Annotated in this window: 24 protein-coding genes; 16 read left to right on the plus strand and 8 right to left on the minus strand. The window is 65.8% G+C overall.

Annotated features, from left to right (window positions below):
- Positions 1-66: 66 nt before the first annotated feature.
- Entirely contained in the window at positions 67-996 is a 930-nt protein-coding gene (locus S58_RS24085) for a hypothetical protein (protein WP_015667987.1), read from the minus strand.
- A gap of 443 nt (positions 997-1439) precedes the next feature.
- On the opposite strand from S58_RS24085, the gene S58_RS24090 reads away from it, so the two are divergent.
- Both S58_RS24090 and S58_RS24095 read left to right on the plus strand, forming a co-directional pair.
- Entirely contained in the window at positions 1440-3092 is a 1653-nt protein-coding gene (locus S58_RS24090) for a glycosyltransferase family 39 protein (RefSeq protein ID WP_042340185.1), read from the plus strand.
- A 106-nt stretch (positions 3093-3198) separates the two neighbouring features.
- The gene (locus S58_RS24095) at positions 3199-3978 is read left to right on the plus strand and encodes a class II aldolase/adducin family protein (RefSeq protein ID WP_015667989.1); all 780 of its coding nucleotides are present in this window, start codon (positions 3199-3201) and stop codon (positions 3976-3978) included.
- Between the two features lie 108 nt (positions 3979-4086).
- Here S58_RS24095 and S58_RS24100 read toward each other — a convergent pair whose 3' ends face one another.
- The 3 genes from S58_RS24100 to S58_RS24110 all read right to left on the minus strand — a co-directional run bounded on the left by S58_RS24100 (position 4087) and on the right by S58_RS24110 (position 5632).
- Positions 4087-4656, minus strand: a complete 570-nt coding sequence (locus S58_RS24100; protein WP_015667990.1) for a hypothetical protein — start codon at positions 4654-4656, stop codon at positions 4087-4089.
- 88 nt (positions 4657-4744) lie between these two features.
- On the minus strand, positions 4745-5194 hold the full coding sequence (locus tag S58_RS24105) for an Hsp20 family protein (protein ID WP_015667991.1): 450 nt from the start codon (positions 5192-5194) through the stop codon (positions 4745-4747).
- Positions 5195-5401: 207 nt separating this feature from the next.
- Positions 5402-5632 (minus strand): hypothetical protein, encoded by a 231-nt coding sequence (locus S58_RS24110; protein WP_015667992.1) that lies wholly within the window; start codon positions 5630-5632, stop codon positions 5402-5404.
- 461 nt (positions 5633-6093) lie between these two features.
- Here S58_RS24110 and S58_RS24115 point away from each other — a divergent pair, with 461 nt between their 5' ends.
- Together S58_RS24115 and S58_RS24120 are read left to right on the plus strand one after the other, a co-directional pair.
- On the plus strand, positions 6094-7191 hold the full coding sequence (locus tag S58_RS24115; protein WP_015667993.1) for a trypsin-like peptidase domain-containing protein: 1098 nt from the start codon (positions 6094-6096) through the stop codon (positions 7189-7191).
- A gap of 153 nt (positions 7192-7344) precedes the next feature.
- Positions 7345-8562: a GGDEF domain-containing protein gene (locus S58_RS24120; RefSeq protein ID WP_015667994.1), complete on the plus strand. Its 1218-nt coding sequence runs from the start codon at positions 7345-7347 to the stop codon at positions 8560-8562.
- Between the two features lie 329 nt (positions 8563-8891).
- Here S58_RS24120 and S58_RS24125 read toward each other — a convergent pair whose 3' ends face one another.
- The 3 genes from S58_RS24125 to S58_RS24135 are packed head-to-tail and all read right to left on the minus strand — an operon-like array spanning position 8892 to position 13285.
- Complete coding sequence (locus S58_RS24125) at positions 8892-10295, minus strand: M20/M25/M40 family metallo-hydrolase (protein ID WP_015667995.1); 1404 nt, start codon at positions 10293-10295, stop codon at positions 8892-8894.
- 28 nt (positions 10296-10323) lie between these two features.
- Positions 10324-11640 (minus strand): glycosyltransferase family 87 protein, encoded by a 1317-nt coding sequence (locus S58_RS24130; protein WP_015667996.1) that lies wholly within the window; start codon positions 11638-11640, stop codon positions 10324-10326.
- 34 nt (positions 11641-11674) lie between these two features.
- The gene (locus S58_RS24135) at positions 11675-13285 is read right to left on the minus strand and encodes a helicase HerA-like domain-containing protein (protein ID WP_015667997.1); all 1611 of its coding nucleotides are present in this window, start codon (positions 13283-13285) and stop codon (positions 11675-11677) included.
- Between the two features lie 583 nt (positions 13286-13868).
- Between S58_RS24135 and S58_RS24140 the strand changes: the two genes are divergently transcribed.
- The 12 genes from S58_RS24140 to S58_RS24195 all read left to right on the plus strand — a co-directional run bounded on the left by S58_RS24140 (position 13869) and on the right by S58_RS24195 (position 23939).
- The gene (locus tag S58_RS24140; protein WP_015667998.1) at positions 13869-14276 is read left to right on the plus strand and encodes a DUF4332 domain-containing protein; all 408 of its coding nucleotides are present in this window, start codon (positions 13869-13871) and stop codon (positions 14274-14276) included.
- 74 nt (positions 14277-14350) lie between these two features.
- Positions 14351-15208, plus strand: a complete 858-nt coding sequence (gene folP / locus S58_RS24145; protein WP_015667999.1) for a dihydropteroate synthase — start codon at positions 14351-14353, stop codon at positions 15206-15208.
- Positions 15205-15573, plus strand: coding sequence for a dihydroneopterin aldolase (gene folB / locus S58_RS24150; protein ID WP_015668000.1), 369 nt, complete (start codon positions 15205-15207; stop codon positions 15571-15573). The genes folP and folB overlap by 4 nt, the downstream gene beginning before the upstream one ends.
- A 5-nt stretch (positions 15574-15578) precedes the next feature.
- On the plus strand, positions 15579-16070 hold the full coding sequence (folK, locus tag S58_RS24155; protein ID WP_042340894.1) for a 2-amino-4-hydroxy-6-hydroxymethyldihydropteridine diphosphokinase: 492 nt from the start codon (positions 15579-15581) through the stop codon (positions 16068-16070).
- Between the two features lie 101 nt (positions 16071-16171).
- Positions 16172-18055 carry a methylmalonyl-CoA mutase subunit beta gene (locus tag S58_RS24160; protein WP_015668002.1) on the plus strand — a complete coding sequence of 628 codons (1884 nt, stop codon included), beginning with the start codon at positions 16172-16174 and terminating at the stop codon, positions 18053-18055.
- Entirely contained in the window at positions 18052-18516 is a 465-nt protein-coding gene (locus tag S58_RS24165; RefSeq protein ID WP_015668003.1) for a GFA family protein, read from the plus strand. The genes S58_RS24160 and S58_RS24165 overlap by 4 nt, the downstream gene beginning before the upstream one ends.
- Before the next feature lie 19 nt (positions 18517-18535).
- Complete coding sequence (gene scpA, locus S58_RS24170; RefSeq protein WP_015668004.1) at positions 18536-20692, plus strand: methylmalonyl-CoA mutase; 2157 nt, start codon at positions 18536-18538, stop codon at positions 20690-20692.
- Positions 20693-20816: 124 nt separating this feature from the next.
- Positions 20817-21593 (plus strand): DUF3298 and DUF4163 domain-containing protein, encoded by a 777-nt coding sequence (locus tag S58_RS24175; protein WP_015668005.1) that lies wholly within the window; start codon positions 20817-20819, stop codon positions 21591-21593.
- 50 nt (positions 21594-21643) lie between these two features.
- Positions 21644-21958: a nucleotidyltransferase family protein gene (locus tag S58_RS24180; RefSeq protein ID WP_015668006.1), complete on the plus strand. Its 315-nt coding sequence runs from the start codon at positions 21644-21646 to the stop codon at positions 21956-21958.
- A 1-nt stretch (position 21959) separates the two neighbouring features.
- On the plus strand, positions 21960-22301 hold the full coding sequence (locus tag S58_RS24185; RefSeq protein WP_015668007.1) for a HepT-like ribonuclease domain-containing protein: 342 nt from the start codon (positions 21960-21962) through the stop codon (positions 22299-22301).
- 1 nt (position 22302) lies between these two features.
- Positions 22303-23286 carry a methylmalonyl Co-A mutase-associated GTPase MeaB gene (gene meaB, locus S58_RS24190; protein ID WP_015668008.1) on the plus strand — a complete coding sequence of 328 codons (984 nt, stop codon included), beginning with the start codon at positions 22303-22305 and terminating at the stop codon, positions 23284-23286.
- Positions 23283-23939, plus strand: coding sequence for a pyroglutamyl-peptidase I (locus S58_RS24195; protein WP_015668009.1), 657 nt, complete (start codon positions 23283-23285; stop codon positions 23937-23939). The genes meaB and S58_RS24195 overlap by 4 nt, the downstream gene beginning before the upstream one ends.
- 40 nt (positions 23940-23979) lie before the next feature.
- Here S58_RS24195 and S58_RS24200 read toward each other — a convergent pair whose 3' ends face one another.
- Positions 23980-24267, minus strand: coding sequence for a GlsB/YeaQ/YmgE family stress response membrane protein (locus S58_RS24200; protein WP_015668010.1), 288 nt, complete (start codon positions 24265-24267; stop codon positions 23980-23982).
- Positions 24268-24407: the final 140 nt, after the last annotated feature.

Here is a 24407-nt window from a genome sequence, read left to right on the forward strand (position 1 = left end):
CTTGAGAAGACTCTCCTCACCCAAGTACTGTGTCCCGTATCCCGCCTTATTCGGCCCTGATCCGTGTCAGGTGCGGCCTTCCAGATGGGTCCGCAGCTCGTCGATGGAGGCGAACCGCATCATGCCCTCGGGCATCTGCGCTTCGATCGAGCCGTCCGAATAGAGCGAATACGCCATCCCATCGACGACGCCGGACTTCACGATGCTCACGGCGGGCGCGTCCATGTCCCGTGGTTCGGCAGCAGGGGCCGGCTCGGGCTCGACGAAGGCCGGCGCGGCACGCGCCAGTCGCCGGGGGAATGGCGGCCGCGGCGCGTCCGGTGTCCGCGCCCGCTCCGGCCGCGACCAGCTGTTCTCGAACGGCGAGCCGGGCTCGGCAGCCGCGGGCTCGTCGAGCGGCACGGCCGGCGGCTCGCTGAGAGGCGGCGACCGAAAATCCGTCGGCATCGGCTCGCCGGCGCGCTTTTCCGCGCGTTCCCGCTCGCGGCGCGAGGAGGATGTGAACAGCAGATTGCGCCGGGGCCGCTCGGCCGGCTCTGCCGACGGCTCGTCGGCCTCCTGCGCCGGCTCCGCCGCGCGCAAGGAAGCGGACAACGGCAACGACAAGGGCGACGACGGCAAAGGGGACGACGACAAAGGCGATGACAGGTCGGGCATCCGCGGCCGTGGCCGCGGCGAACCGCCCTCGCGCCAGACGTCCTCCGTCGGAGGCGCCGGGGGAGGCTCGAGCTCGGCCTTGTTGCCGGCGCCCGGCAGTTGGAGCGGCCTGACGTCCGCCTCCAATGCGGTGCGTTGCCGCAGCCGTTGGGAGATGATCTTCAGCTCACCGAGCACGGCTGCCAAGCCGAACAGGATGAGCCCGCTGCAGACACCGAGGGTTCCCGACAGGATCAGCGTGTTGCCCATGCTGAATTCCTTGACCGGAATACCCCAGGCGATCGCTCCAAGCCCGGCCAGCATGGCAAGGGCCCCAGCGGCCAACAAAGCACTCATCATTCGAACCCATCCCCTAATGCGCCGGTTCCGGACGAGGTCCCGACCGGTATCACACTAGTTAGCTGCGGTTGCCCGCGTCCCTTGAATCCCGGTTCTAGTCGAAATCCGCGACAATTTGCAGCAGAAGTTCGACCATACCGCTTACCCTCACGGCCAGAGCAGCCGGACGCGCCACGCTCATGCCACAATCGATCCCGGCAACCCACGGAACCAGCTAGGGTTCCTCCGGGTTTGTCCCGAGCCTCATGGTTCAGGACGCGTTCATGTCACTGTGCCAATATGGCGCCAAGCAGCCGAAATTCGGGCTCCTGCTGCACTGCGATGGAAGCGTGATGCTCATATTTCCAACACCTCGGAAACCGGGACGCGCTATACGCAAGCGGGGAAAACAGGCCTGAAGCGCGGAAGCGGGGTCGTTAGGGGACGCCGGGTCACTATCAGCCATGACATCGATAACCACTTCGGTCCTCGAGACGCCGACACGGCGGACACTCGAGCGGACTTGTGACGATCTTGCCATGTTCGTGCTCGCCGCCGTCGCGGTGGTGGCCGGACTGACGTTCCGCGATTATGGCCTCGGCTGGGACGACTACACCCATGCCGAATACGCCGATCTGTTGCTGCGCATGTACGGTTCCGGGTTCAGGGACCAGGCGGCGCTCTCGTTCGCCAACCTCTATATGTACGGCGGCGGCTTCGACATGGTTGCAGCCCTGCTGCACAAGATCCTGCCGCTGGAACTGTTCGAGACACGCCGGCTGGTCGGCGCGGTCGTCGGCCTGATCGGCCTCGCCGTGACCTGGCGCCTGGCGCGCCGAATCGGCGGCGCCGTGGCCGGTGTCGCAGCCCTGCTGCTCCTGGCGCTGTGCCCGATCTTCTACGGCCACATGTTCATGAACCCGAAGGATGCGCCCTTCGCGGTCGCCATGGTGGTGCTGCTGATGGGGCTCGTCCGGCTCGCCGACGAATATCCCTACCCGTCGCCGCGCACGATCCTGATCCTCGGCCTCGGGGCCGGGTTTGCAATCGGCTCGCGCATCCTGGGCGGCATGGCCGTCGTCTATGCGATGGTCGGCTTTATGCCGCTGTTCATGGAGGAATACCGCAAGCAAGGGCCCCGCGAGGCGATCCGCCGCTTTGCCCAAGTGCTCTACATGCTCATCCCGGGCCTGATCCTCGGCTACCTGATCATGGGCCTGATCTGGCCGTGGTCGATCATCGAACCGGCCAACCCGTTCCGGGCCCTGACCTATTTCTCGCACTTCTTCGAGAAGCCCTGGAAGGAGATGTTCGACGGTGCGCTGGTCTCGGTGCCGGACATGCCGTGGTCCTATCTGCCCACTTTGTTCGCGCTGCAGCTGCCGGAGCTGATGATCGCCCTCTTCGCGGCCGGCGCGGTGGCGTCACTGATGTCGCTGTCGCGGCCCGACATGCCGGCGCGACAGAAGAGCATCCTCCTGATGCTGACGCTGGCAGCCACGCTGCCGATCCTGATTGCGATCGTCAAACGCCCTGCGCTCTACAACGGCATCCGGCATTTCGTGTTCGTGATCCCGCCGATGGCGGTGCTCGGCGGCGTCGCGTTCTCCTGGCTGCTGTCGTGGCTCAATGCCGACGAACGCCGCAGCTGGCAGCCGGTCGCCATCGCCGCGTTCGGCTTCGGCCTGCTGCTGCCGCTGGCCGAGATGATCCGGCTGCACCCCTATCAATACACCCACTTCAACTACATCGCCGGCACCGTGCGCGAAGCCGATACGCGCTTCATGCTGGATTATTGGGGGCTGGCGCTGAAGCAGGCCTCGGACGGACTCAAGGAACAGCTCGACGAGCGCCAGGAGGTCCCGCCGATCGGACACAAATGGAAGGTCGCGGTCTGCGGTCCGCAGCGGCCGGCCCAGGTCGCGCTCGGCCCCGACTTCACGATCGGCTGGGACAGCCATGCCGCCGACTTCGCGATGACGCTCGGCGAGTTCTACTGCAAGGGACTGACCGCCCCGGTGATGGTCGAGATCAAGCGCGACGACGTCGTGTTCGCCCGCGTCTACGACATCCGCGGCCGCAGCATTTCCAGCCTGCTGTCGATCCCGGCGCCCTGAGGCGCCGACTCGGCCAAACGACATGACTGCTCCCCTGCCCCCGCGCCTTGTGGCGCGGCGGTGGGCCGCCTAGGCTCCGATCAACCCTCGGAAATCGGAGAGCGCCATGTCGCCAGCGGAAGCCCGCCTGAAGGAAGTGCCGTCGAACATGACGGAAGCGGAATGGTCGCAGCGGGTCAACCTCGCCGCCGCCTATCGCCTGGTGGCGATGTTCGGCTGGGACGATCTGGTCGACACCCATATCTCGGCCCGCGTGCCCGGCCCCGAGCACCATTTCCTGATCAACCCCTACGGCCTGCTGTTCGAGGAGATCACGGCTTCGAGCCTGATCAAGGTCGACCTGTACGGCAACCAGCTGTCCGAGAGCGAGTACAGCATCAATCCCGCCGGCTTCACCATCCATTCTGCGATCCACGAGGTGCGCGAGGATGCCGGCTGCGTCATCCATCTCCACACCATCGACGGCGTCGCCGTGTCGAGCTGCGCCGATGGCCTGCTGCCGCTGAACCAGATCGCGCAATACGTCACCCACGACCTCGCCTATCACGACTACGAAGGCGTAGCGCTGGACCATGACGAGCGGCCGCGGCTGCAGCACGACCTCGGTACCAAGAACCACATGCTGCTGCGCAATCACGGCACGCTGACCGTCGGACGCTCGGTCGCCTCCGCCTTCGAGCGCATGTATCACCTGGAGCGCGCCTGCTCGATCCAGGTCCGCACCCGCACGCTGGGACCCACCGCCTATCCGGTCCGCGACGAGGTCGTCGACAAGAACGCGAAGCTGTTCGACAACCAGGATCGCGTCGAGCTGCGCTCCAATCAGCTGGTCTGGCCGCCGCTCCTGCGCAAGCTCGATCGCGTCAACCCCGGCTACCGGAATTGATTTCTGCGGGTTGATCGGCTAATAAGAGCCATCACCCTCTACACGTGTTGGAATGAAACGCCGCCCAATTCCGGGCGGCGTTTTTTTGGTCGGATGCGGCGTCGCCCTTCAGCACCGCCCTGCGCGGGCCGAGCCTTGCTGTACGAAGCCTTGCTGTACGAAGCTTCGCCGTTCCGGCAGACCGTGCAGTTGCTGCAGCTCCTCCGCCAGCCGGCGCTCGACGAAGCGACGCTCATGGTCGGCGAGCCGGGTGGCGAGCAGCTTGCGATAGCGCCGCACATTGGCTTCGCGCGAAAAACGCAAACGGGCAGCCGTCCTCATTCGCGCGGCGACACCGGACGGAGCGTCCGACGCGGCGCCGTCAACGTCGACATCGATGCGGGGAACGACGCGCATGGCGGCCCCGCCCCGCGGCCGTGGTGGCTGATCCTCGCGGTCGAGCTGCCGCAGCGCGCCGAGCACGTCGGCCAGATGCAGTGGGCGGGCGATCCCGGGGACCTTGCGCAGGCCGGGCTGCGACTCGACCGCATACATGTCCGATGCCCAGGACGACAGGATCAGCCGCTTTTCGGCCAGCGACAGCCTGGTGTCATTCAGCAGGTCGGCCGGGGATTCGTAATGTGAAACCGGATGAAACCCGGCACCGCCCGCGGTGATCGAAACACTGCGTTCGCTCATGGCGTCTCTCCTACTCTCCTTTCACAAGAGACTGATGCTTCATGGGCGCAGGCGACAGCGCGCCCGCGCCGCTCGTGAGAAAAGGCCTTCAGGCGGCCTTCTGCGTCGCGATCTGCTCGAGCGGCGCCGTGCCGATCGCAATGCGGCGCGGCTTCATGGCCTCGGGGATCTCGCGCACCAGTTCGATCCGCAGCAGGCCGTTGTCGAACGAGGCCTTCGTCACCTGCACGTAGTCGGCCAGATTGAACTGCCGCTTGAAAGGCCGCGACGAGATGCCCTGGTACAGGTATTCACGGGCCTCCTTGTCGGCCTTGCGGCCTTCCACCGTGAGCACGTTGTGCTCGGCCGTGATCGCCAGTTCGTCCGGCGCGAAGCCGGCGAGCGCCAGCGAAATCTGGTAGCGGTCGTCGCCGATCCGCTCGATGTTGCAAGGGGGGTAGTTGTCCTCGACTGCGCGCTGCGTCTCGTCGAGCATGTCGAACAGCCGATCGAAGCCGACGGTCGAACGCCACAGCGGGGTGAAGTCGTAGGTCCTCATAGCCAAGTCCTCCAAAGAGCAAGATGGATACGAAGGAGCGCCGGCCGATGCAGGACTACTCGAGGACCAGACAACCGGTCAGCGCCCAGAGTTCAGCCGGGCCCGCGAGGCACCCGGCGCCGCCGAAGCGGCAGCAGACGACTTAGAAAAACCCTGGCTGGTTTCAAGCCCCTCCCGAGATTTTTTATGCCCGGTTTCCGCAGGGCGTCAGGCGGCCGCGGCGGACAGCCGTTGCAGCCGCATCGTCGCCTCGCGCAGCACGCTCACCAGCCGATCGCGCTCGCGCGGATCGATATCGCCGCGCGACAGCACGACCTGGCAATGCGCGACGACGCGTTGCTCACTCTCGATGAGAAACCGCGTCAGCCGCCTGGGGTCGGCAACCCCCATGACGGACGCCGGGTTGGGCGGCGGATGATTGTACTGCCAGGCAGGCATGATCGCCCCTGCAACGCGCGCTGCGCCCAGATCCGGGCGGCGCGAGAGCGCGGCCGCACCTCCCGTCGACCGTCGTTTCGTCGATAGCCCGGCCTCGCGAAATTGTGGCCAGTTCTGGACGGATTGCGGTCGTCGTCCCGATTGATAGCTGCGCGTTGTGGCCGATCCACGGCCGCAGCAGCGGCAGAAGCTGATTTTGTTAGCTACCGTCCTCCGTGTCGAGCCGCGATGAGCTTCCGCCTCATGACCCGTCGCGGTCCGATGCGACGTCCTGTAGCCCGCATCCCGTCAGGCCCTCAGGGGGGCGAGCAACGACCCAGGAAAGCCGAACTTTTCGTTCAAGAGGATGCCGAAAATTCTTGGCGCTCGCCGGCAACGGCCGCCGGGGCAGATCTCGACATGCCCTGGAGCCTTTCCCCAGCAGCGCCAAAAATCCTCATCACACGCGTTGGTGGACCATGATGCAGCTGCTGCCCTCTCTCCGGCCCATCCTGCTGGGGCCGGCCTTCCTGTTTTGCCTGGCGATCGGCCCGACCCTGGCCCAGATTCCCGACCTCAAGCTCGGCCGCGTCCCGACACTCGCGCCACTGGTCAAGGAGGTCACCCCGGCGGTCGTCAACATCTCGGTCGAGGGCAAGATCCGACAGGACAATCCGCTCTACCAGAACCCGCGATCCCGCGACTTCGCCGACGTCCCCAAGCAGGTCGAAAGGCAGGTCAGCGCCACCGGCTCGGGCGTGATCGTCGATGCCCAGCGCGGCTATGTCATGACGGCCAACCACGTCGTCGAACATGCCGACGTGGCGCAGATCAGGACCAAGGACGGCCGCAAATTCGCCGCGCGCCTCGTCGGGCGTGATCCCGCAACCGACATCGCGCTGCTGCAGATCGACGATCCGACCGATCTCAGGGCCATCGCGCTCGGCAACAGCGACGCGCTCGAAGTCGGCGACTTCGTGATCGCAGTCGGCAATCCGTTCGGCCTCGGCCAGACCGTCACCTCGGGCCTCGTCAGCGCGCTCGGACGTACGGGACTCGGCAAACAGGGCTATGAGGATTTCATCCAGACCGACGCCGCCATCAACCCCGGCAATTCCGGCGGCGCGCTGATCAGTCTGCGCGGCGAGCTGATCGGCATCAACACCGCGATCATCTCGCCTGGCGGCGGTAATGTCGGCATCGGCTTTGCCGTGCCGATCAACATGGCGCGCCGTGTCATGGAGCAGCTGGTGCAGAGCGGGCGCGTGGACCGCGGCCGCATCGGCGTCACCCTGCTCGACCTGGACTCACCGAGCGACGGCCGCGTTCAAGGCGCGCGCGTTGCGGACGTCAGCGCCGGCTCGCCCGCCGAGCGCGCCGGCCTGCGCAAGGGCGACATCATCGTGAAGGCAAATGACATGCCCGTGCGCAGCGCCACCCAGGTCCGCAACCTCATCGGCCTGACGCCGGTCGGCCAGCGCGTTCGTCTGGTGTTCGAGCGCGACCGCGCGCTCGGCAATGCGACCGTGGAGGTCGCGCCGGTGGCGGAGGAGCGCGCGCGTGTGCGTAGCTCGGGCTGAGACCGGCACATTCAACCTTCAGTCCGTGACGGACGGTGCACTCGACGTGTAGTAAATTTTTACCGCGCATCAAGCATGCAGCGAGACGCGGATACCTCCCTAAAGGCCTGTTAAGTGCCCTGCCGCTTATTGCAACCCCGCGGAGGTATTGAAATGCGGGGTGATGGTCTGGCTTTCAGTTTGCCACGCTGGCGCGTCGTGCGCTGGCTGGCAGACCCGGGATATCCGGTGTCGCACGACGTTCGTCTTGCGTTGATCGGCGAGCTCTATGGCTGCTGGTCGGTTTTTGCGGGGGGCGCCATCAACACCATCGCGGTCGCTGCAGCGCTCGCGCTCCGCACGCCGACCGCTCCCTTCATCGGATGGTTCATCCTGGAAGTCGTGATCTGCCTGTCACGGCTGATGGTGATGATGACGGCCTATCGGCGGGCGCGTGAGCAGCGCTCGACTCCTACCGATCTGCATATCGTGCTTGCGGTCGCGTGGAGCGCCAGCGTCGGCCTTGGCGTCGGCGTCAGCCTGGCGTCCGCCGACTGGGTCGCAGCTTCGCTCGCCTGCATTTCCGCGGCAGCCATGGTCGGCGGCATCTGCTTCCGCAATTTCAGTGCGCCGCGCGTCGCCGGCACGATGATCCTGTGCAGCATCGGCCCGGTGCTCCCCGGCGTCGCCATCTCGCACGAGCCGCTGCTGTTTGCGATGTATCTGCAGATGCCGGTGTACTTCCTGGCGATGACCGGCGCAGCCTTCCGCCTCAACAAGATGCTGGTGGCGGTCATGCATGCCAAACGTGAAAGCGACGAGCGGGCGCGGCTCGATCCGCTCACGGGCCTGAACAACCGCACCGGCCTGATCGACGCGCTGCAGAGCCGCCTCGCGAGCACGACCGGCGGACAGCGGAACTTCGCCGTCCTCTATCTCGATCTCGACGGCTTCAAGCCCGTCAACGACACGTTCGGCCATGCCGCAGGCGACGAGCTGCTGAAGATCGTCGCCGCGACGCTGCGCGAAATCGTCTCTCCGGCCGACGTCATCGCCCGCATCGGCGGCGACGAGTTCGTCGTGCTTGCCGATGATCCGGCGATCGATCACGCCTTGGCGCTCGGCGAGCGCATCATCGAGGTGATGACGGCGCCGATGACGCTGCCGGGCGGCGCCCGAATCAACATCGGCGTGAGCGTCGGCATCGCCACGTCGCCCGATCACGGCGCAGATCCCGAATCCTTGTTGTTTGCTGCGGATGCCGCGCTTTACGAAGCCAAGTCGAACGGCAAGTCGTGCTGGCGGCTGGCCTCCGCCGAGGCCAATCTCGCAGCCTTGCGCAAGATCGCGGGCAACGACCCGACAGCAAAGTCAGTCGCCAGCGCAGCTTGAGATCGGCCTCGTGCAACGACCGACGCAGTCGTAGCCCGGCTGAGCGGACGCCGCGCGCCCGCAGGGCGTGAGGCGGAAGCGACATCCGGGTTCATGGCGACCGCGCGTGAGACCCCGGATGTCGCTGTCGCCGACGCGCTTGCGCCCGCCGGCTGGCGCTCATCCGTGCTACGGACGACTGCCTGAGCCAAGTACGACTCTCTCCCCCGTCATTCCAGGGCATTCGCGCGCAAATGGCGAAGCCATTTTAGAGCAGCGCGAGCTACGATGCGCAATTGCGCATCGTAGCTCGCGCTTCGCGCGCCCCGGAATGACGAAGGGTGTTCAGGCTACCGCGGCATCTCCGCAAGCGCCGCGAGGATGCGGGCCCAGGAGCGGATGCCCTTGTGGTAGCTCTTGAGGTCGTACTTCTCGTTCGGCGAATGGATGTTGTCGTCGTCGAGACCGAAGCCGACCAAGAGCGAGTCGAGACCGAGCGTCTTCTTGAAGTCGGTGACGATCGGGATCGAGGCGCCCGAGCCCATCAGGATGGTTTCCTTGCCCCACTCCTCGGTCAGCGCCTGCTTGGCGGCGGCGAGCGGCTTCATGGTCCAATCGAGCGCGATCGCAGCTCCCGCTGAATGATCGCCGAACTCGACCGAGCAGTCGGCGGGAATTCGCGCCGACACATAGTCGCGGAACGCCTTGCGGATCTTCAGCGGGTCCTGGCCCTCGACCAGGCGGAACGAGACCTTCGCATGGGCCAGCGACGGGATCACCGTCTTCGAGCCCTCGCCGATATAGCCGCCCCAGATGCCGTTGATGTCGCAGGTCGGCCGCGACGAGATCTGCTCGATCAGCAGGCGGTCCTTCTCTCCGGCGGGGATCGACAGCCCGATCGGCTTGAGGAAGCTCTCGGGCGTAAGGTTCAGCTTCTTCCACTGCTCCAGAACCTCGGGCGGCACGTCCTTCACGCCGTCGTAGAAGCCGGGGATGGTGATGCGGCCATCGGCATCGAACAGGCCACCGAGAACCTCGGTCAGCACTCGGATCGGATTGCGCGCGCCGCCGCCGAACACGCCCGAATGCAGGTCGCGATTGGCGGCCTTGATCTTCACTTCTTCGTAAAGGAGCCCACGCAGCGAGGTCGTGATCGCCGGCGTGTTCGGGTCCCACATGCCGGTGTCGCAGACCAGGGCGAAGTCGGCCTTGAACTCGTCCTTGTTCTCCTCGAGGAACGGCACGAAGTTCTTCGAGCCGACCTCCTCCTCGCCTTCGATCAGCACGGTGACGTCGAGCGGCAGCGACCCCGTCACCTTCTTCCAGGCCCGGCAGGCCTCGACGAAGGTCATCAGCTGGCCCTTGTCGTCCTCGGCACCGCGCGCGACGATGATCTTGCGGCCATCGGCATGGTCGGCGACCACGGGCTCGAACGGCGGACGATGCCAGAGCTCGAGCGGATCGACCGGCTGCACGTCATAATGGCCGTAGAACAGCACATGCGGCTTGGCTGCGCCGTGGCCGTTGCTCTTGCCGACGATGGCCGGATGGCCCGCCGTCGGGCGCACCTCGGTGGCGAAACCGACCGTCGTGAGATCCTTGGCGAGGTGGTCGGCCGCAGCCTTGCAGTCTGCCGCGAATGCCGGATCGGCCGAGATCGACTTGATGCGGATCAGCGCAAACAGCCGCTCCAGGCTGTTGTCGAAATCGGCATCGATGTGATCGAGAACGGATTGAAGCTGCGCATTGGCCATGGCCACGGGATCCTTCGCAATTTGACGTCTATTGGCTCGCTTGTAGCTCCGTTGCGCGGTCCGGGCCAGCCTCCTGCGGCGCGAGCGGATGCCGCATGTGCCAGGCCAGCGCGCCGGCGATCAAGAACGTCGCAGCGAGATTGTTGCCCCAGGCCTGGAAGTCCCTCGGGAACAGCGGCAGCGCCAGCAACATCAGGATGCCCGCTCCCCCGAGCGAGAGCCATGTCGCCATTCTCACCGCCGGCCGCGGGTCGAACGCCGCCCGGTGCATCAGCACGGTGATCGGAAAGAACAACCATATGAAGTAGTATTCCCGCGCCAGCGGCGAGGCGACCGTCATGAGACAGAACAGGAGGCCAAGTTCCTCGGCGTCAGAGCGCGCGGTTCGCCGCTTCTCGGCGGGGATGACGAGCACGAAGGCAAGGCCGAGCACCGCACAGACCACGAGCACGACGAGGTTGGCGGCCGAGAAGGAGATGTCGACCACGTTCATCGTGCGGACTGGACGGGACGGATCGTCCTGATTGTAGTTGACCGGACGCGTCAGCCGGTGGGTCATCGCGATGATCGATTGGTTGACCCAGGACCAGTTCTGCTCGTCGCGCTGGCCAAAACCTTTCTCGGAGCTCGCGCCGACCATCGCCTGGTACCAGGTCTTCAGTTCCGCAGCGTTGTGCTGCAGACCGCGCACCGGTGCGGGCACCACGAACAGGAGCACCAGCGTAAACGCGATCATGCTGGCGGCCGCCGCCCATTGCCGCCGCCAGACGAGATACGGCAATACCGCGACCGGAAACACCTTGATGGCCGTCGCGAGCGCAAACATGCTGCCGGCGAACCAGGGGCGCGCCTGCTGCATGAGCCAGAATCCATACAGCATCAGCGCCAGCAACATCAGGTTTGGCTGTCCGAGATCGAACATGTCGAACACGAAACTGATGGTGACGAAGGCCGGCAGGAAATACAGCCACGGAGCGGGCACCCGGCCCGATCCGGTCATCGTGTGCGAGAACTGCCCTGTCATCCACCATGCGATGACGTTCAGCAGCGACAGGCAGGCGTACAGTGCGACCTTGCCGAACCACGCCGGGACGGCGAGCAGCACGGCGGGCAGCGGCGGATAGAGAAAGTCAAAATAGTCGCCCAGATTCTTCGGATAGAGGTCGTTGCCCTGCAGCACCTGCTGTCCGGCCCAATACCACAGCGGGTAGTCCTTCGTCTTGCCGCTGCCCAAGAGCTCCGGGACCAGCACGTCAGCCGCGAGCAGAATGCTGCAGAGAAGGAACAGGATGTCGACCGGCACGAGCAGTGACGGCCATTTCAATACACGCGACTTGTGAGGCATCAGGACATCACGCCGGCGGCGAACGAAGCAACGCTCATCGCCGCAGCAATCCCCCGAGCGCGCCGCGGACCAAGGTGCGGCCGATCGAGCTGCCCAGCGAGCCACCGACCTGCTTGCCGAGATCGGCGGCAATCCCGCCCACGACCTTGTCGGTCACGGAGCGCGCGACGTTGCGCGCGATCACCTGCGTGGTCGACAACTGGCCGCGCTTGACGTTGGTGCCGAAGATCGTCGCGGCAATGTCGCCGAGCTTGCCGAGCACGCCGCCGGACGAGGCTTCCGCCGTGGCCGCGGTTCCGGCAATCCTGTTCTGCAACACCTCATAGGCGGACTCGGCGTCGATCTCGGTGTCGTATTTGCCCTTGACCGGGCTTGCGTCCATGATCGCCTTGCGTTCTTCCGGCGTGATCGGCCCGATCCGAGCGGACGGCGGCCGGATCAGGACACGCTCGACCATCGCAGGCGTGCCGTTGCCCTCCAGGAACGACACCAGCGCCTCGCCCTTGCCGAGCTCCATGATCACCTTGCCGGTGTCGAGCTTCGGATTGGGGCGGAACGTCTCGGCGGCCGCGGCCACCGCCTTCTGATCACGCGGCGTGAAGGCTCGCAGCGCATGCTGCACCCGGTTGCCCAATTGCCCGAGCACGCGATCGGGGACGTCGAGCGGGTTCTGCGTGACGAAATAGACGCCCACGCCTTTGGACCGGATCAGGCGCACCACCTGTTCGATCTTGTCCATCAGCGCCTTCGGCGCGTCGTTGAACAACAGATGCGCCTCGTCGAAGAAGAACACGAGCTTGGGCTTGGCGAGATCGCCGACCTCGGGCAATTCCTCGAACAGCTCCGACAGCATCCACAGCAGGAACGTCGCGTAGAGCCGTGGATTCTGCAGCAGCTTGTCGGCGACGAGGATGTTGATCATGCCGCGGCCGTCGCGGTCGGTCTTCATGAAGTCCTTCAGCGCCAGCGCCGGCTCGCCGAAGAACTTCGTGCCGCCCTGGTTCTCGAGCACGAGCAGCTGACGCTGGATCGTGCCGACGGTGGCGCGGGTGACGTTGCCGAACGACTGCGCCGCCTTGCGGATCGGCGCCAGCGGATCGGCTGCCGCGTCCGCGCCCTTCTTGCCTGCCTCCGGAATGATGGCATCGAGCAGCGCGCGCAGATCCTTCATGTCGATCAGAGCGAGGCCGTTCTCGTCGGCGACGCGGAATGCGACGTTCAGCACGCCTTCCTGGACGTCGTTCAGATCGAGCATTCGCGCGAGCAGCAGCGGGCCCATCTCGGTGACCGTCGCACGCACGGGATGTCCCTGCTCGCCGAACACATCCCAAAATACCGTCGCGAATTCATCGGCCTGATAGGTCAGGCCGAGGTCACTCGCGCGCTTGAGGATGAAATCCTTTGCTTCTCCCGGCCGTGAGATTCCGGAGAGATCGCCCTTGATGTCGGCGGCAAAGACCGGAACACCGGCGCGTGCAAAACCTTCGGCCATCACCTGCAGCGAAACGGTCTTGCCGGTGCCCGTGGCGCCGGTGACGAGTCCATGGCGATTGGCAAACGCGAGCGTCAACCAGGCCGGCTGCTCGCCAGCACCCACGAGAATCTTGTCCTCAGTATCGGCCAGTGACTTTCCGGATGGTGCCATGATGGTGCGTCTTTCGAGATTGATCGTTTCGCATCGCACGTGGTGCGTAGCATCGCGTGCGGTAACATAGTTTAGTTTCGTAGCTTGGAACCAGAGGCCGGGTGTCTCACTTCTTCGACAGCCGCTTCCAATACCACGTGAACCGGGACAACGCGTATCTTCGTCGGTAGATTCAACATCGGGTCTTGCATCGCTGCAACAGTTCAAGATCGATCGCGAATCGATTCGCGGACCGGACCTGCTCGTCGCTTGTAATTCACGGATCGTCCGATCAAGATGAACTCAGCGAGGACGTCCGGTCTTGGGGGACCGGATGAAGACGGGGTTCACATGAACGAGCCGATTGAGCCGCTGGCTAGAATGGCCGGCATCGATGGAGCCGTGCCTAAAAGGTCCATCGAACAGCCGACCTGCGTTTTGCTTGACGTCCTTCGCAGCAATCGATCGCACCAACAGCCGCTGCGACTGTTCACGCGTGAACTTTCCGAGCTCGGCCGCGACATAATCGCAACGGCCCCGATGGCGGCACGCCCATCCAGCCCGAGCCACTCCGCCTGAAGCACCTTTTGCGCGCCTGAGTATCATGACATATTCGATCACCGAATTCGAAGGCATGACGTCCTTCTATGCCTCGAAGCTGAAAGCTTTGGGCATCCGGACCACCGATGCATTTCTCGAAGCGGCCCGCACCGTGAAGGGACGCAAGGCGCTCGCCGCCAAGACCGGGATCAGCGAGCAGCAGCTGCTCGATTGGGCAAACGTCGCCGATTACATGCGCATTCCCGGCATGGGCAAGGCCAAGGTTTGCCTGGTCCGCGCCGCCGGCGTTCCGACCGTCCGCGAGCTGGCGCATCGCAACCCCGCCCGCCTGGCGCAGAACATCAAGGAAGTGAACACGCGGCGGCGGCTGGTTCGCATCCTGCCGTCGGAGAAGTCGGTCGGGCAGCTGATCGAAAAGGCGCGCCGGCTGGAGCCGAAGATCAGCTACTGACCAGGCCCCAGATTGGCCCGCTTGTGCAGCGCCACACCTTGACTTGACCGTGGCAACCGCGCAAAGCGGCGCGCATGAGCGCCCTTTCGCCGCACGCCGCCTCGGACCTCGCGTCGAGCCACCCGCTGCTGCGGCCGTGGCTGGCGCGTCCCTACCCCGCGGTGATGGGCATCCTCAACGTCACGCCGGATTCGTTCTCCGATGGCGGCCGTTTCAATGCGCCGGACCGCGCCATCGAACAGGCGAGGGGCATGATCGCAGCCGGCGCCGACATCATCGACATCGGCGCCGAATCGACCCGGCCCTACACGGGCGCGGAGCCGGTGACGGCCGAGGAGGAGCTCGCGCGCCTGAAGCCCGTCCTGCCCGCGATCGTCGCACTCGGTGTGCCCGTGTCGATCGACAGCATGAAATCCCGAGTTGCCGACTTCGCGCTGGAACAGGGCGCGGCGATCGCAAACGACGTCTGGGGCCTGCAGCGCGACCCCGCGATGGCCGAAATCGTCGCCGCGCATGGCGCGCCGATCGTCGTCATGCACAACCGTGCGGATGTGGATCCTGGGATCGACATCATCGCCGACATGCTCGGCTTCTTCGCGCGCTCGCTCGACATCGCCGCCAAGGCCGGCATTCCCGCTGGGAATATCGTGCTCGATCCCGGCATCGGCTTCGGCAAGACGGCGGAGCAGAGCATGATCGCGCTGGCGCGCCTGGGTGAGTTTGCGCGCTTCGGGCTGCCGCTGCTGGTCGGCGCCTCGCGCAAGCGCTTCATCAATTCGGTGGTGACGTCGGAACCGCAGCAACGGCTCGGCGGATCGATCGCGGCGCATCTCATCGCGGCTCAGCGCGGCGCTGCGATCATCCGGGCGCACGACGTCGCCGAGACGGTTCAGGCCGTGCGCGTGGCAGCAAGCATCGAGGCACTGGGATGACCGATACGATCTTCATCAAGGGCGTCCTGATCCATGCGCGTCACGGCGTGCTGGAGCATGAGAGCGAGGTCGGGCAGCGCTTTGTGATCGATCTCGAGCTCTACACGGACCTGTCGGACTCCTCGCGCAGCGACCGCCTCGCCGACACGGTGTCCTACTCCAACGTGGTGGAGACCGCGACCGCGGCCTTCAAGGACACCAACTACCGCCTGCTCGAACGTGCCGCCGGCGCCGTGGCCGATGCCATCCTGTCGACCTTCGCGCGTATTCGCGCCGTGAAGGTCACGGTGCACAAGCCGCATGCGCCGATCGCCGCCATCTTCGAGGATGTCGGCGTGGTGTTGACGCGCTCGCGCCATCCGTGACCGCGATGGCCAGCGCGCTGATTGCTCTCGGTGGCAATGTCGGCGACGTCCGAGCGACCTTTCGGCTGGCCATTGCAGAGATCTGCCGGCGCGCGCAGGCCACGCTGGCCGCGCGCTCCTCCGACTACGCCACCCCGCCCTGGGGCGAAGAGCAGCAGCCGCCATTCGTCAACGCGTGCATCGCGATTGACACCGCGATCGCGCCGCGTGCACTGCTCGCCATTCTGCACGATGTCGAGCGCATGTTCGGTCGCAATCGTGCGCAGGAGACGCGATGGGGTCCGCGCACCCTCGACCTCGATTTGATCGCCTATGACGACGTAACCCTCGACACGCCTGATCTCACGCTGCCGCATCCGCGGCTGTTCGAGCGTGGCTTCGTGCTGGTACCGCTGGCGGAGATCGTGCCCGAGCGCCGGATTGCCGGGCGCCGCGTCGACGAGGCGGTGACACGCGTTTCGCGCGACGGAATCCGGCCGCTGCCCTCCGCCGAATAGCCGAGAGGCACGGCGAAACAACCGTTTGGCTTGGCGGTCGCGACGTGGCATTTTGCGCCACAACAATCGCGATAACAGACGCCCGGGAGACGCGAGCCGACATGACGACCGAGACCGACAATCTGCGATTTGCCGCCGATTTTGCTCCGGCCAGCGAGGCGGACTGGCGCAAGCTGGTCGATGGCGTGTTGAAGGGCGCGGCGTTCGAGAGACTGGTCGGCAAGACCTATGACGGGCTCGAGATCCAGCCGATCTATCCGCGCGCCAAGGATGCCGCGCCGGTCGCCGGCCGCGCACCGGCAGCGGCTTGGCAGGTGATGCAGCGCGTCGATCATCCCGATCCGGCCAAGGCCAACACGCAGGCGCTGCTCGATCTCGAGAATGGCGCGACCGGCCTGACGCTGGTATTCGCCGGATCGAATGCGGCGCACGGATTTGGCCTTGCAGCTGACAAGGACGCGCTGGCGCGCGCGCTCGACGGCGTGCATCTCGACGCTGCGATTGCGATCGAATTGCAGCTCGGTGAGTCCTCCGTGGCGGCCGCTTCGCTGCTCGCCGACGACGTCCGGCAGCGCGGCTTCAAGCCATCAGCCTGCGACATTCGTTTCGGCCTCGATCCGATCGGGGACGCCGCCAGCCGCGGCGCGAGCGCGCATGACGCCTCGACGCTCGGTGGCAACTCGGGCGCGCTGGTGAAGCAACTGCACGGTGCCGGCTTCAAAGGCCCGTTCCTGGCCGCTGACGGTCGCGTCGTGCACGATTCCGGCGGGTCGGAAGCGCAGGAGCTCGCCTTCGTGCTCGCCTCCGCCGTCGCCTATCTGCGTGCGCTCGAAGCGAGCAGCATCGCGCTGGACACCGCGCGCGAGCTGATCTATGCGCGGCTCGCCGCCGACACCGATCAGTTCCTGAGTTTGGCGAAATTCCGCAGCCTTCGCCGACTGTGGGCGCGCGTCGAAGAGGCCTGCGGCCTGGCGCCAAAGCCGCTCTTCATCTCCGGCGAGACGGCGTGGCGCATGCTCACCCGGCGCGATCCCTATGTGAACATGCTGCGCGCCACCATCGCGACGTTTGCGGCCGGGCTCGGCGGCGCCAACGCCGTCACCGTGCTGCCGCACACGGCTGCGCTCGGCCTGCCCGATACGTTCGCGCGACGTGTAGCCCGCAACACGCAGTTGGTGCTGCTCGAAGAGAGCAATCTCGCGCGCGTGGCCGATCCCGCGGCGGGTGCCGGCGGCCTCGAGGCGCTGACGAGCGCGCTGTGCACCAGCGCCTGGGCGCTGTTCCAGGAGATCGAGAAAGCCGGTGGCATCGTGGCCGCGCTGCAGGCCGGACTGATCCAGTCCAAGGTCGCAGCCGTCAGACAGGCGCGCGACGCCAACATCGCCAGGCGGCGCGACGTGCTGACCGGGGCCAGCGAGTTTCCCAATCTTGGCGAGGCCGAGGTCGCGGTGGAAGCGGTCGCGCCGCTCGCGGCACCGGCGATCGCGAACGCCGCGCTCACCTTCGCGCCTCTCGCGCCCATCCGCCTCGCGGACGGCTTCGAGCAGTTGCGTGACCGCTCAGACGGCCTGCTGAAGCGCAAGGGCCAGCGCCCCTCCGTCTTCCTCGCCAATCTCGGCACCGCCGCCGACTTCACCGCCCGCGCCACCTTCGCCCGCAGCTTTTTCGAGGCCGGCGGCATCGCAGCCGTCGAGGGCCAAGTGGATGGCCAAGGCGCCTCCGATCCGGCCGCGCTGGCGCAGGCCTTCGCTGCCTCCGGGGCCGCCATCGTCTGCCTCTGCTCCTCCGACAAGGTCTACGCCGAGGCCGCGGTTCCGGCGGCCAGGGCCCTTCAGGCGGCCGGCGCGCGACATATCTATCTGGCAGGCCGCGGCGGCGAGCACGAAGCCGCGCTGCGCGACGCCGGCGTCGGCAGCTTCGTGTTTGCCGGCGGCGACGCATTGAAGACGCTCGCGGACGCCTACGCGCATCTGGAGTCAGCATGACCGACGAAAGCAAACCCGTCCTCACCGGCGGCTGCCAATGCGGCGCGATCCGCTACGCGCTGATGGCGGCGCCGAGCAAGGTGAGCATCTGCCATTGCCGGATGTGCCAGAAGGCATCCGGCGCGCCATTCGCATCGTTCGCGGAGATCGATCGCGAGAGTTTCGCCTGGACGCGCGGCCAGCCGGGAACGTTTCGCTCCTCCTCGATCGCCGATCGCTACTTCTGTGCCGCCTGCGGCACACCGCTCGGCTTCGGCCGCATCGACGGGCCGCGGATCGAGATCATGACCGGCACCTTCGATCGGCCGGACCTGATGGCGCCGACGCGGCAATATGGCTCGGAATCCCGGCTCGGCTGGGTGGTCGCGATCGCCAATTTGCCGAGCCAGACCACGCAGCAGAACTACGGACCGGACAAGATGGCGACCATATCGAGCCATCAGCATCCGGATCATGATTGAGAGATGAGGACACGAGGCAATGGGCCGCATTCCTGATTTCAGCGCCATCGCGTTCGAGCCGACTGCAGCGCCCGCTCCCGCAGGCCATGCCGAGCCATGGCTGACGCCCGAGGGCATCCCCGTGAAGCCCGCCTATGGCGAGGCCGATCTCGCCGGCATCGATTTCCTCGACACCTGGCCGGGCATCGCGCCGTATCTGCGCGGCCCCTACCCGACGATGTATGTCAACCAGCCCTGGACGGTCCGGCAATATGCCGGCTTCTCCACGGCGGAGGATTCCAACGCGTTCTATCGCCGCAACCTCGCCGCCGGCCAGAAGGGCCTTTCGGTCGCGTTCGATCTCGCCACCCATCGCGGCTATGATTCCGATCATCCGCGCGTCGGCGGCGATGTCGGCATGGCCGGCGTCGCGATCGATTCCATCTACGACATGCGCACGCTGTTCGCCGGCATCCCGCTCGACCAGATGAGCGTGTCGATGACCATGAACGGCGCGGTACTGCCGATCCTCGCGCTGTTCGTCGTCGCCGCCGAAGAGCAGGGCGTGCCGCCGGAAAAGCTGTCGGGCACCATTCAGAACGACATTCTGAAAGAGTTCATGGTGCGCAACACCTACATCTATCCGCCGTCGCCCTCGATGCGGATCATCTCCGACATCTTCGCCTTCACCTCGCAGAAGATGCCGAAATTCAACTCGATCTCGATTTCCGGCTATCACATGCAGGAGGCCGGCGCGACGCAGGATCTCGAGCTCGCCTACACGCTCGCCGACGGCGTCGAATATCTGCGCGCCGGCATCGCGGCCGGCCTGGACGTGGATCGCTTCGCCCCGCGGCTGTCGTTCTTCTGGGCGATCGGCATGAACTTCTTCATGGAGGTCGCCAAGCTCCGAGCCGCACGGCTGTTGTGGGCCAAGCTGCTGAAGCCGTTCAATCCGAAGGACGCGCGCTCGCTGTCGCTGCGCACCCACAGCCAGACCTCGGGCTGGTCGCTGACCGCGCAGGACGTCTACAACAACGTCGTGCGCACCGCGGTCGAGGCGATGGCGGCGACGCAAGGGCATACACAGTCGCTGCACACCAACGCGCTCGACGAAGCCCTGGCGCTGCCGACCGACTTCTCCGCCCGCATCGCCCGCAACACCCAGCTGTTCCTGCAGCAGGAAAGCGGCACCACCCGCATCATCGATCCCTGGGGCGGCTCATACTACGTCGAGCGGCTCACCCGCGATCTCGCCGCCAAGGCCTGGGGCCACATCCAGGAGGTCGAGGAGCTCGGCGGCATGGCCAAGGCGATCGAGGCCGGCGTGCCGAAGCTGCGCATCGAGGAGGCTTCGGCCAAGACCCAGGCGCGCATCGACACCGGCCGCCAGTCGGTGATCGGCGTCAACAAGTTCAAGCCCACGGACGAGCCGCCGCTCGACGTGCTCAAGGTCGACAATTCCACCGTGCGCCGGCTGCAGATCGACAAGCTCTCTCGGCTGAAATCCGAGCGCAAGCAGGCGGACGTCGATGCGGCGCTGTCAGCGCTGACGCGCTCGGCCGGCGAAGGCAATGGCAACCTGCTGGCGCTCGCCATCGAGGCCGGCCGCGCCAAGGCGACCGTTGGCGAAATCTCCGACGCGCTGGAAAAAGTGTTCGGCCGCCACCGCGCCGAGATCAAGTCCATCACCGGCGTCTACAAGCGGGAGGTCGCCGCCATGTCCGGCAAAGCCGAGAAGCTGCAGGCACTGATCGAGGCGTTCGAAGAGGCGGAAGGGCGACGGCCACGCATCCTGGTCGCCAAGATCGGCCAGGACGGCCACGACCGCGGCCAGAAGGTGATTGCGTCAGCCTTCGCCGATCTCGGCTTCGACGTCGACATCGGGCCGTTGTTCGCGACCGCCGACGAGGCGGCGCGCCAGGCGGTCGAGAACGACGTGCACATTCTCGGCGTGTCGTCGCTCGCAGCCGCGCATCTCACCGCCGTGCCGGAGCTGAAGGCCGCGCTGAAGAAACAGGGCCGCGAGGACATCATGATCATCATCGGCGGCGTGGTGCCGCCGCAGGATTACGACGCCCTCTACAAGGCCGGTGCCGAGGCGATCTTCCCGCCGGGCACCGTGATCGCCGATGCGGCCGAGGAGCTGATCCGCAAGCTCAACACGCGGCTCGGCCACAGTCAGGCGGCGGAGTAGGTTTCAGATTTCACATGTCGCTTGCCTGCGCGCGGTCCGTCGATCGCGCGCGGATCACGCTTGCCGCCATGAACCTGCGGACTGGCCGGCGATACGCAAAGAGAGTTCTTCAAGGTTTTCATCGATGACCCGACTGCACCTGTTCGCCGCCCCCCTGTTCAGCCTGCTGTGGCTGTCGCCCGCTTTCGCGGCCGAGCCCAAGCCGGACGCGACCATCACCACCAAGGCGATCGAGGCCAACGTCACGCTCGATGCGCAGATCAAGGCGGACGCGCCGCTGGCCGCGTATTGCCTCGCCGACGGCAGGAAGTGGATCGACAAGAATGCCGGCGATGCCGCCAAGGAGCGCAAGGAGGATCCGCAAGCCTTCAGCGACGGCAAATGGTCGTTCGAGCGCAAATATTCGCTGCGCTCTGATGTCGCCGACCGCTATGTCAGCATCGTCAGGGACGACTACATGGACACGCGCGGCGCGCATCCCAACAGCGACGTCAACACCATCCTCTGGGACAAGGCCGAGGCCAAGCCGATCAGCATCCGTCCGTTCTTCACCGAGACCGCCGACAACGGCCCCACGATGAAGGCGATGCTGAATGCGGTCATCACGTCGCTGAAGGCCGAGAAGAAGAAGCGCGGTGCCACCGAAACGGCCTCCGCCGAATGGTTCAAGGGGCTGGAGCCGAAGCTCTTGAAGATCGGCGCGGTGACGCTCGCGCCTTCTACAGCAGCCGGAAAAAGCTCCGGCCTGACCTTCCACTACCCGCCCTACGCCGTCGGCCCCTACGCCGAAGGCCAGTACGTCGCCTTCGTGCCGTGGGAGACGCTGAGGCCATATCTGAGCCCTGAGGGCCAAGCGATTTTCGGCGGCAGCCGGCCGAGGCAGGACGCGGAAGAGCAGTGAAGCCGGCGGGCAGCCGTGCAGCCGTTGGCCGGATATGCTAGATTGTTCTCATGAACGACGTCGCTGACATTCCCCTCATGACGATCATCGGCCGGCTGCAGGCTCTTGCACCGGCCCTGCGGAGCGCTGGCATCACGCGGCTGTCGCTGTTCGGTTCGCGCGCGCGCGGCGATGCTCGTCCTGACAGCGACCTCGACGTGCTCGTGGAAACCACGGCCCCCGGCCTCCTTCCCGCATTCGATCACTTCAAGGTTCAACACCTCATCGAGGACGACATCGGACTGCGCGTCCAGATCACGCAGCGGGCGCTGTTGAAGCGGCGGATCGCCGACCGAATTGCGGATGACCTGATCGAGGTGTTTTGAGGTGCCTCCGACCGTCGAAGACCGGCTGCGGGACATTGCCGAAGCCATTACAGAAATCGAACAGCTTGTCGCCGGCGCCGATCTCGCGGCCTTCAGCTCAGACCGTCTGTTGCGCCTTGCGACCGAGCGTCTGCTTGAGATCATTTGCGAGGCCTCCCGCAGCATTCCAGACAGCATCAAGAGCGAGAGTCCGACGATCCACTGGCGGAAAATGATCGACTTCGGAAACCTGCTGCGGCATGCCTATCATACCACCGACGTCGCCGTCGTTTGGGACGTCGTCGTCGGCGAACTGCCGGCCTTGAAGATGTTCATCAGCGGCAAGCTGGCCGACTTGAAATAGAATGATCTCGCAGCGCACCGACACCACCTCATTAGCCAACGCCTTGCGCGCCGGCAGCCGCGCGGCGCTGGCGCGCGCAATCACGCTGGTCGAAAGCCGCCGCGCCGACCATCAGGCGGCGGCGCGCGAGCTGGTGCAGGCGCTGCTGCCGCAGACCGGAAGCGCGATCCGCGTCGGTATTACCGGCTCGCCCGGGGTCGGCAAGTCCACCACGATCGACGCGCTCGGCATGTACCTGGTCGGACAGGGCCACAAGGTCGCGGTGCTCGCGGTGGATCCCTCCTCCGCGCGCACCGGTGGTTCCATCCTGGGCGACAAGACGCGGATGGCGCGGCTGTCGCATTGCGAGCAGGCCTTCATCCGCCCCTCGCCATCCTCAGGCACGCTCGGCGGCGTCGCCGCCAAGACGCGGGAGGCGATGCTGCTGTGTGAAGCCACCGGCTTCGACGTGATCCTGGTCGAGACGGTCGGCATCGGCCAGTCCGAGACCGCGGTCTGCGACATGACCGACTTCTTCCTCGCGCTGATGCTGCCGGGCGGCGGCGACGAGCTGCAGGGCATCAAGAAGGGCCTGGTCGAGCTCGCCGACATGATCGCGATCAACAAGGCCGACGGCGACAATATCAAGCGCGCCAACATCACTGCGGCCGACTATCGCGGCGCGCTGCATCTGCTCAGTCCCCGCTCCGAGCATTGGCATCCGCCGGTCGTGACCTATTCGGCGATATCAGGCACCGGGATCGCCGAGCTATGGCAGAAGGTCCTCGACCATCGCAAGGCGATGATCGCCTCCGGCGAGTTTGCGAGCCGCCGGCGCGAGCAGCAGGTGAAGTGGATGTGGACCATGCTGGAGCAGCGGCTGATGGCGCGGCTGCGCACCGACCCGTCGATTCGCACCAAGGTGAAGAAGCTCGAGACCGAGGTTGCGGAGGGGCGCGTCACACCGGCGCTGGCGGCCGAGCAGCTTGCGGAGCTGCTGAATTGAGCGAGCGGCTGCGCATCCTCATCACCGGTTTCGGCCCGTTTCCCGGCGCGCCGTCCAACCCGACCATGCCGCTGGTGAAGCGCCTGTCGGAGCTGCGGCGGCCGGCGCTCGATGACGTAGACATCAGCAGCCACATCTTTCACGTGACCTACAGCACGGTGGATCGCGAGCTGCCCGCGCTGATTGCCGAACGGCACCCGCATGCGCTGTTGATGTTCGGTCTCGCCGGACGAACGCGTTATCTTCGTATCGAGACCCGCGCCCGGAACGCGGTCACCACCAGCTTCCCCGATGCCGATCGTCACGTTGCGCGCAAGGGCACGATCGTGCCGGGTGCGCATCCGATGCCGTTCGGTCCGCACGTGGCGCGGTTGCTGCGCGCGGCACGCGCCACGGGCATCGATGCCCGCCCGTCGCGTGATGCCGGCAGCTATCTCTGCAACTATCTGAGCTGGCGCGCGATCGAGGCGACCAGAGCCGCCGATGGCCCGCGGCTCGCCGCCTTCATCCACATTCCTCCGTTGCCACGAGCCGGCACGGCGTTGCCGCACGGCAGCTCGCGCATCACGCTGGAGGCGCTCGTCGACGCCGGCGAAGCGATGTTGATGGAGCTGATCAAGCTCGTGCGACAGGCATCCTGTCGCACGAGCTGACGTCGATAGTGGTACGACCGCTGACCGTCAGCGCCGGTTATCAGACGCTCCAGCGGCGCCGACCGCCAAATCCCCCGCCGATCAGGCGCAGGATGAGCAGCAGAACCACGGCGCCGATGAAGGCGTTGATGATCGCGGCGACCAGTCCGACACCCAGATGAATTCCGAGCTGCGGCAACAGCCAATTGCCGATGAAGGCGCCGACGAGGCCGACGACCAGATCGCCGATCAGGCCGAAACCACCGCCGTCCATGACGCGGCCCGCGAGCCACCCGGCGACGATGCCGACGAACAGAATAACCAGTAGACTCTCATTGGACAGATGCATGACCCTCTCCTCGTCGATCCATTGCGGGAACAATGTCCGCGAGTCCCGTTGGTTCCCTCGGGGAGAGGCCGATCTGCAACCAATGTCAGCGGCGATCCGATGGGAAGCTTTAACCCTACCTGCAACTATCCCATGCGTCC

Origin of the sequence: Bradyrhizobium oligotrophicum S58 (assembly GCF_000344805.1) — a bacterium.
Taxonomy (GTDB): Bacteria; Pseudomonadota; Alphaproteobacteria; order Rhizobiales; family Xanthobacteraceae; genus Bradyrhizobium; species Bradyrhizobium oligotrophicum.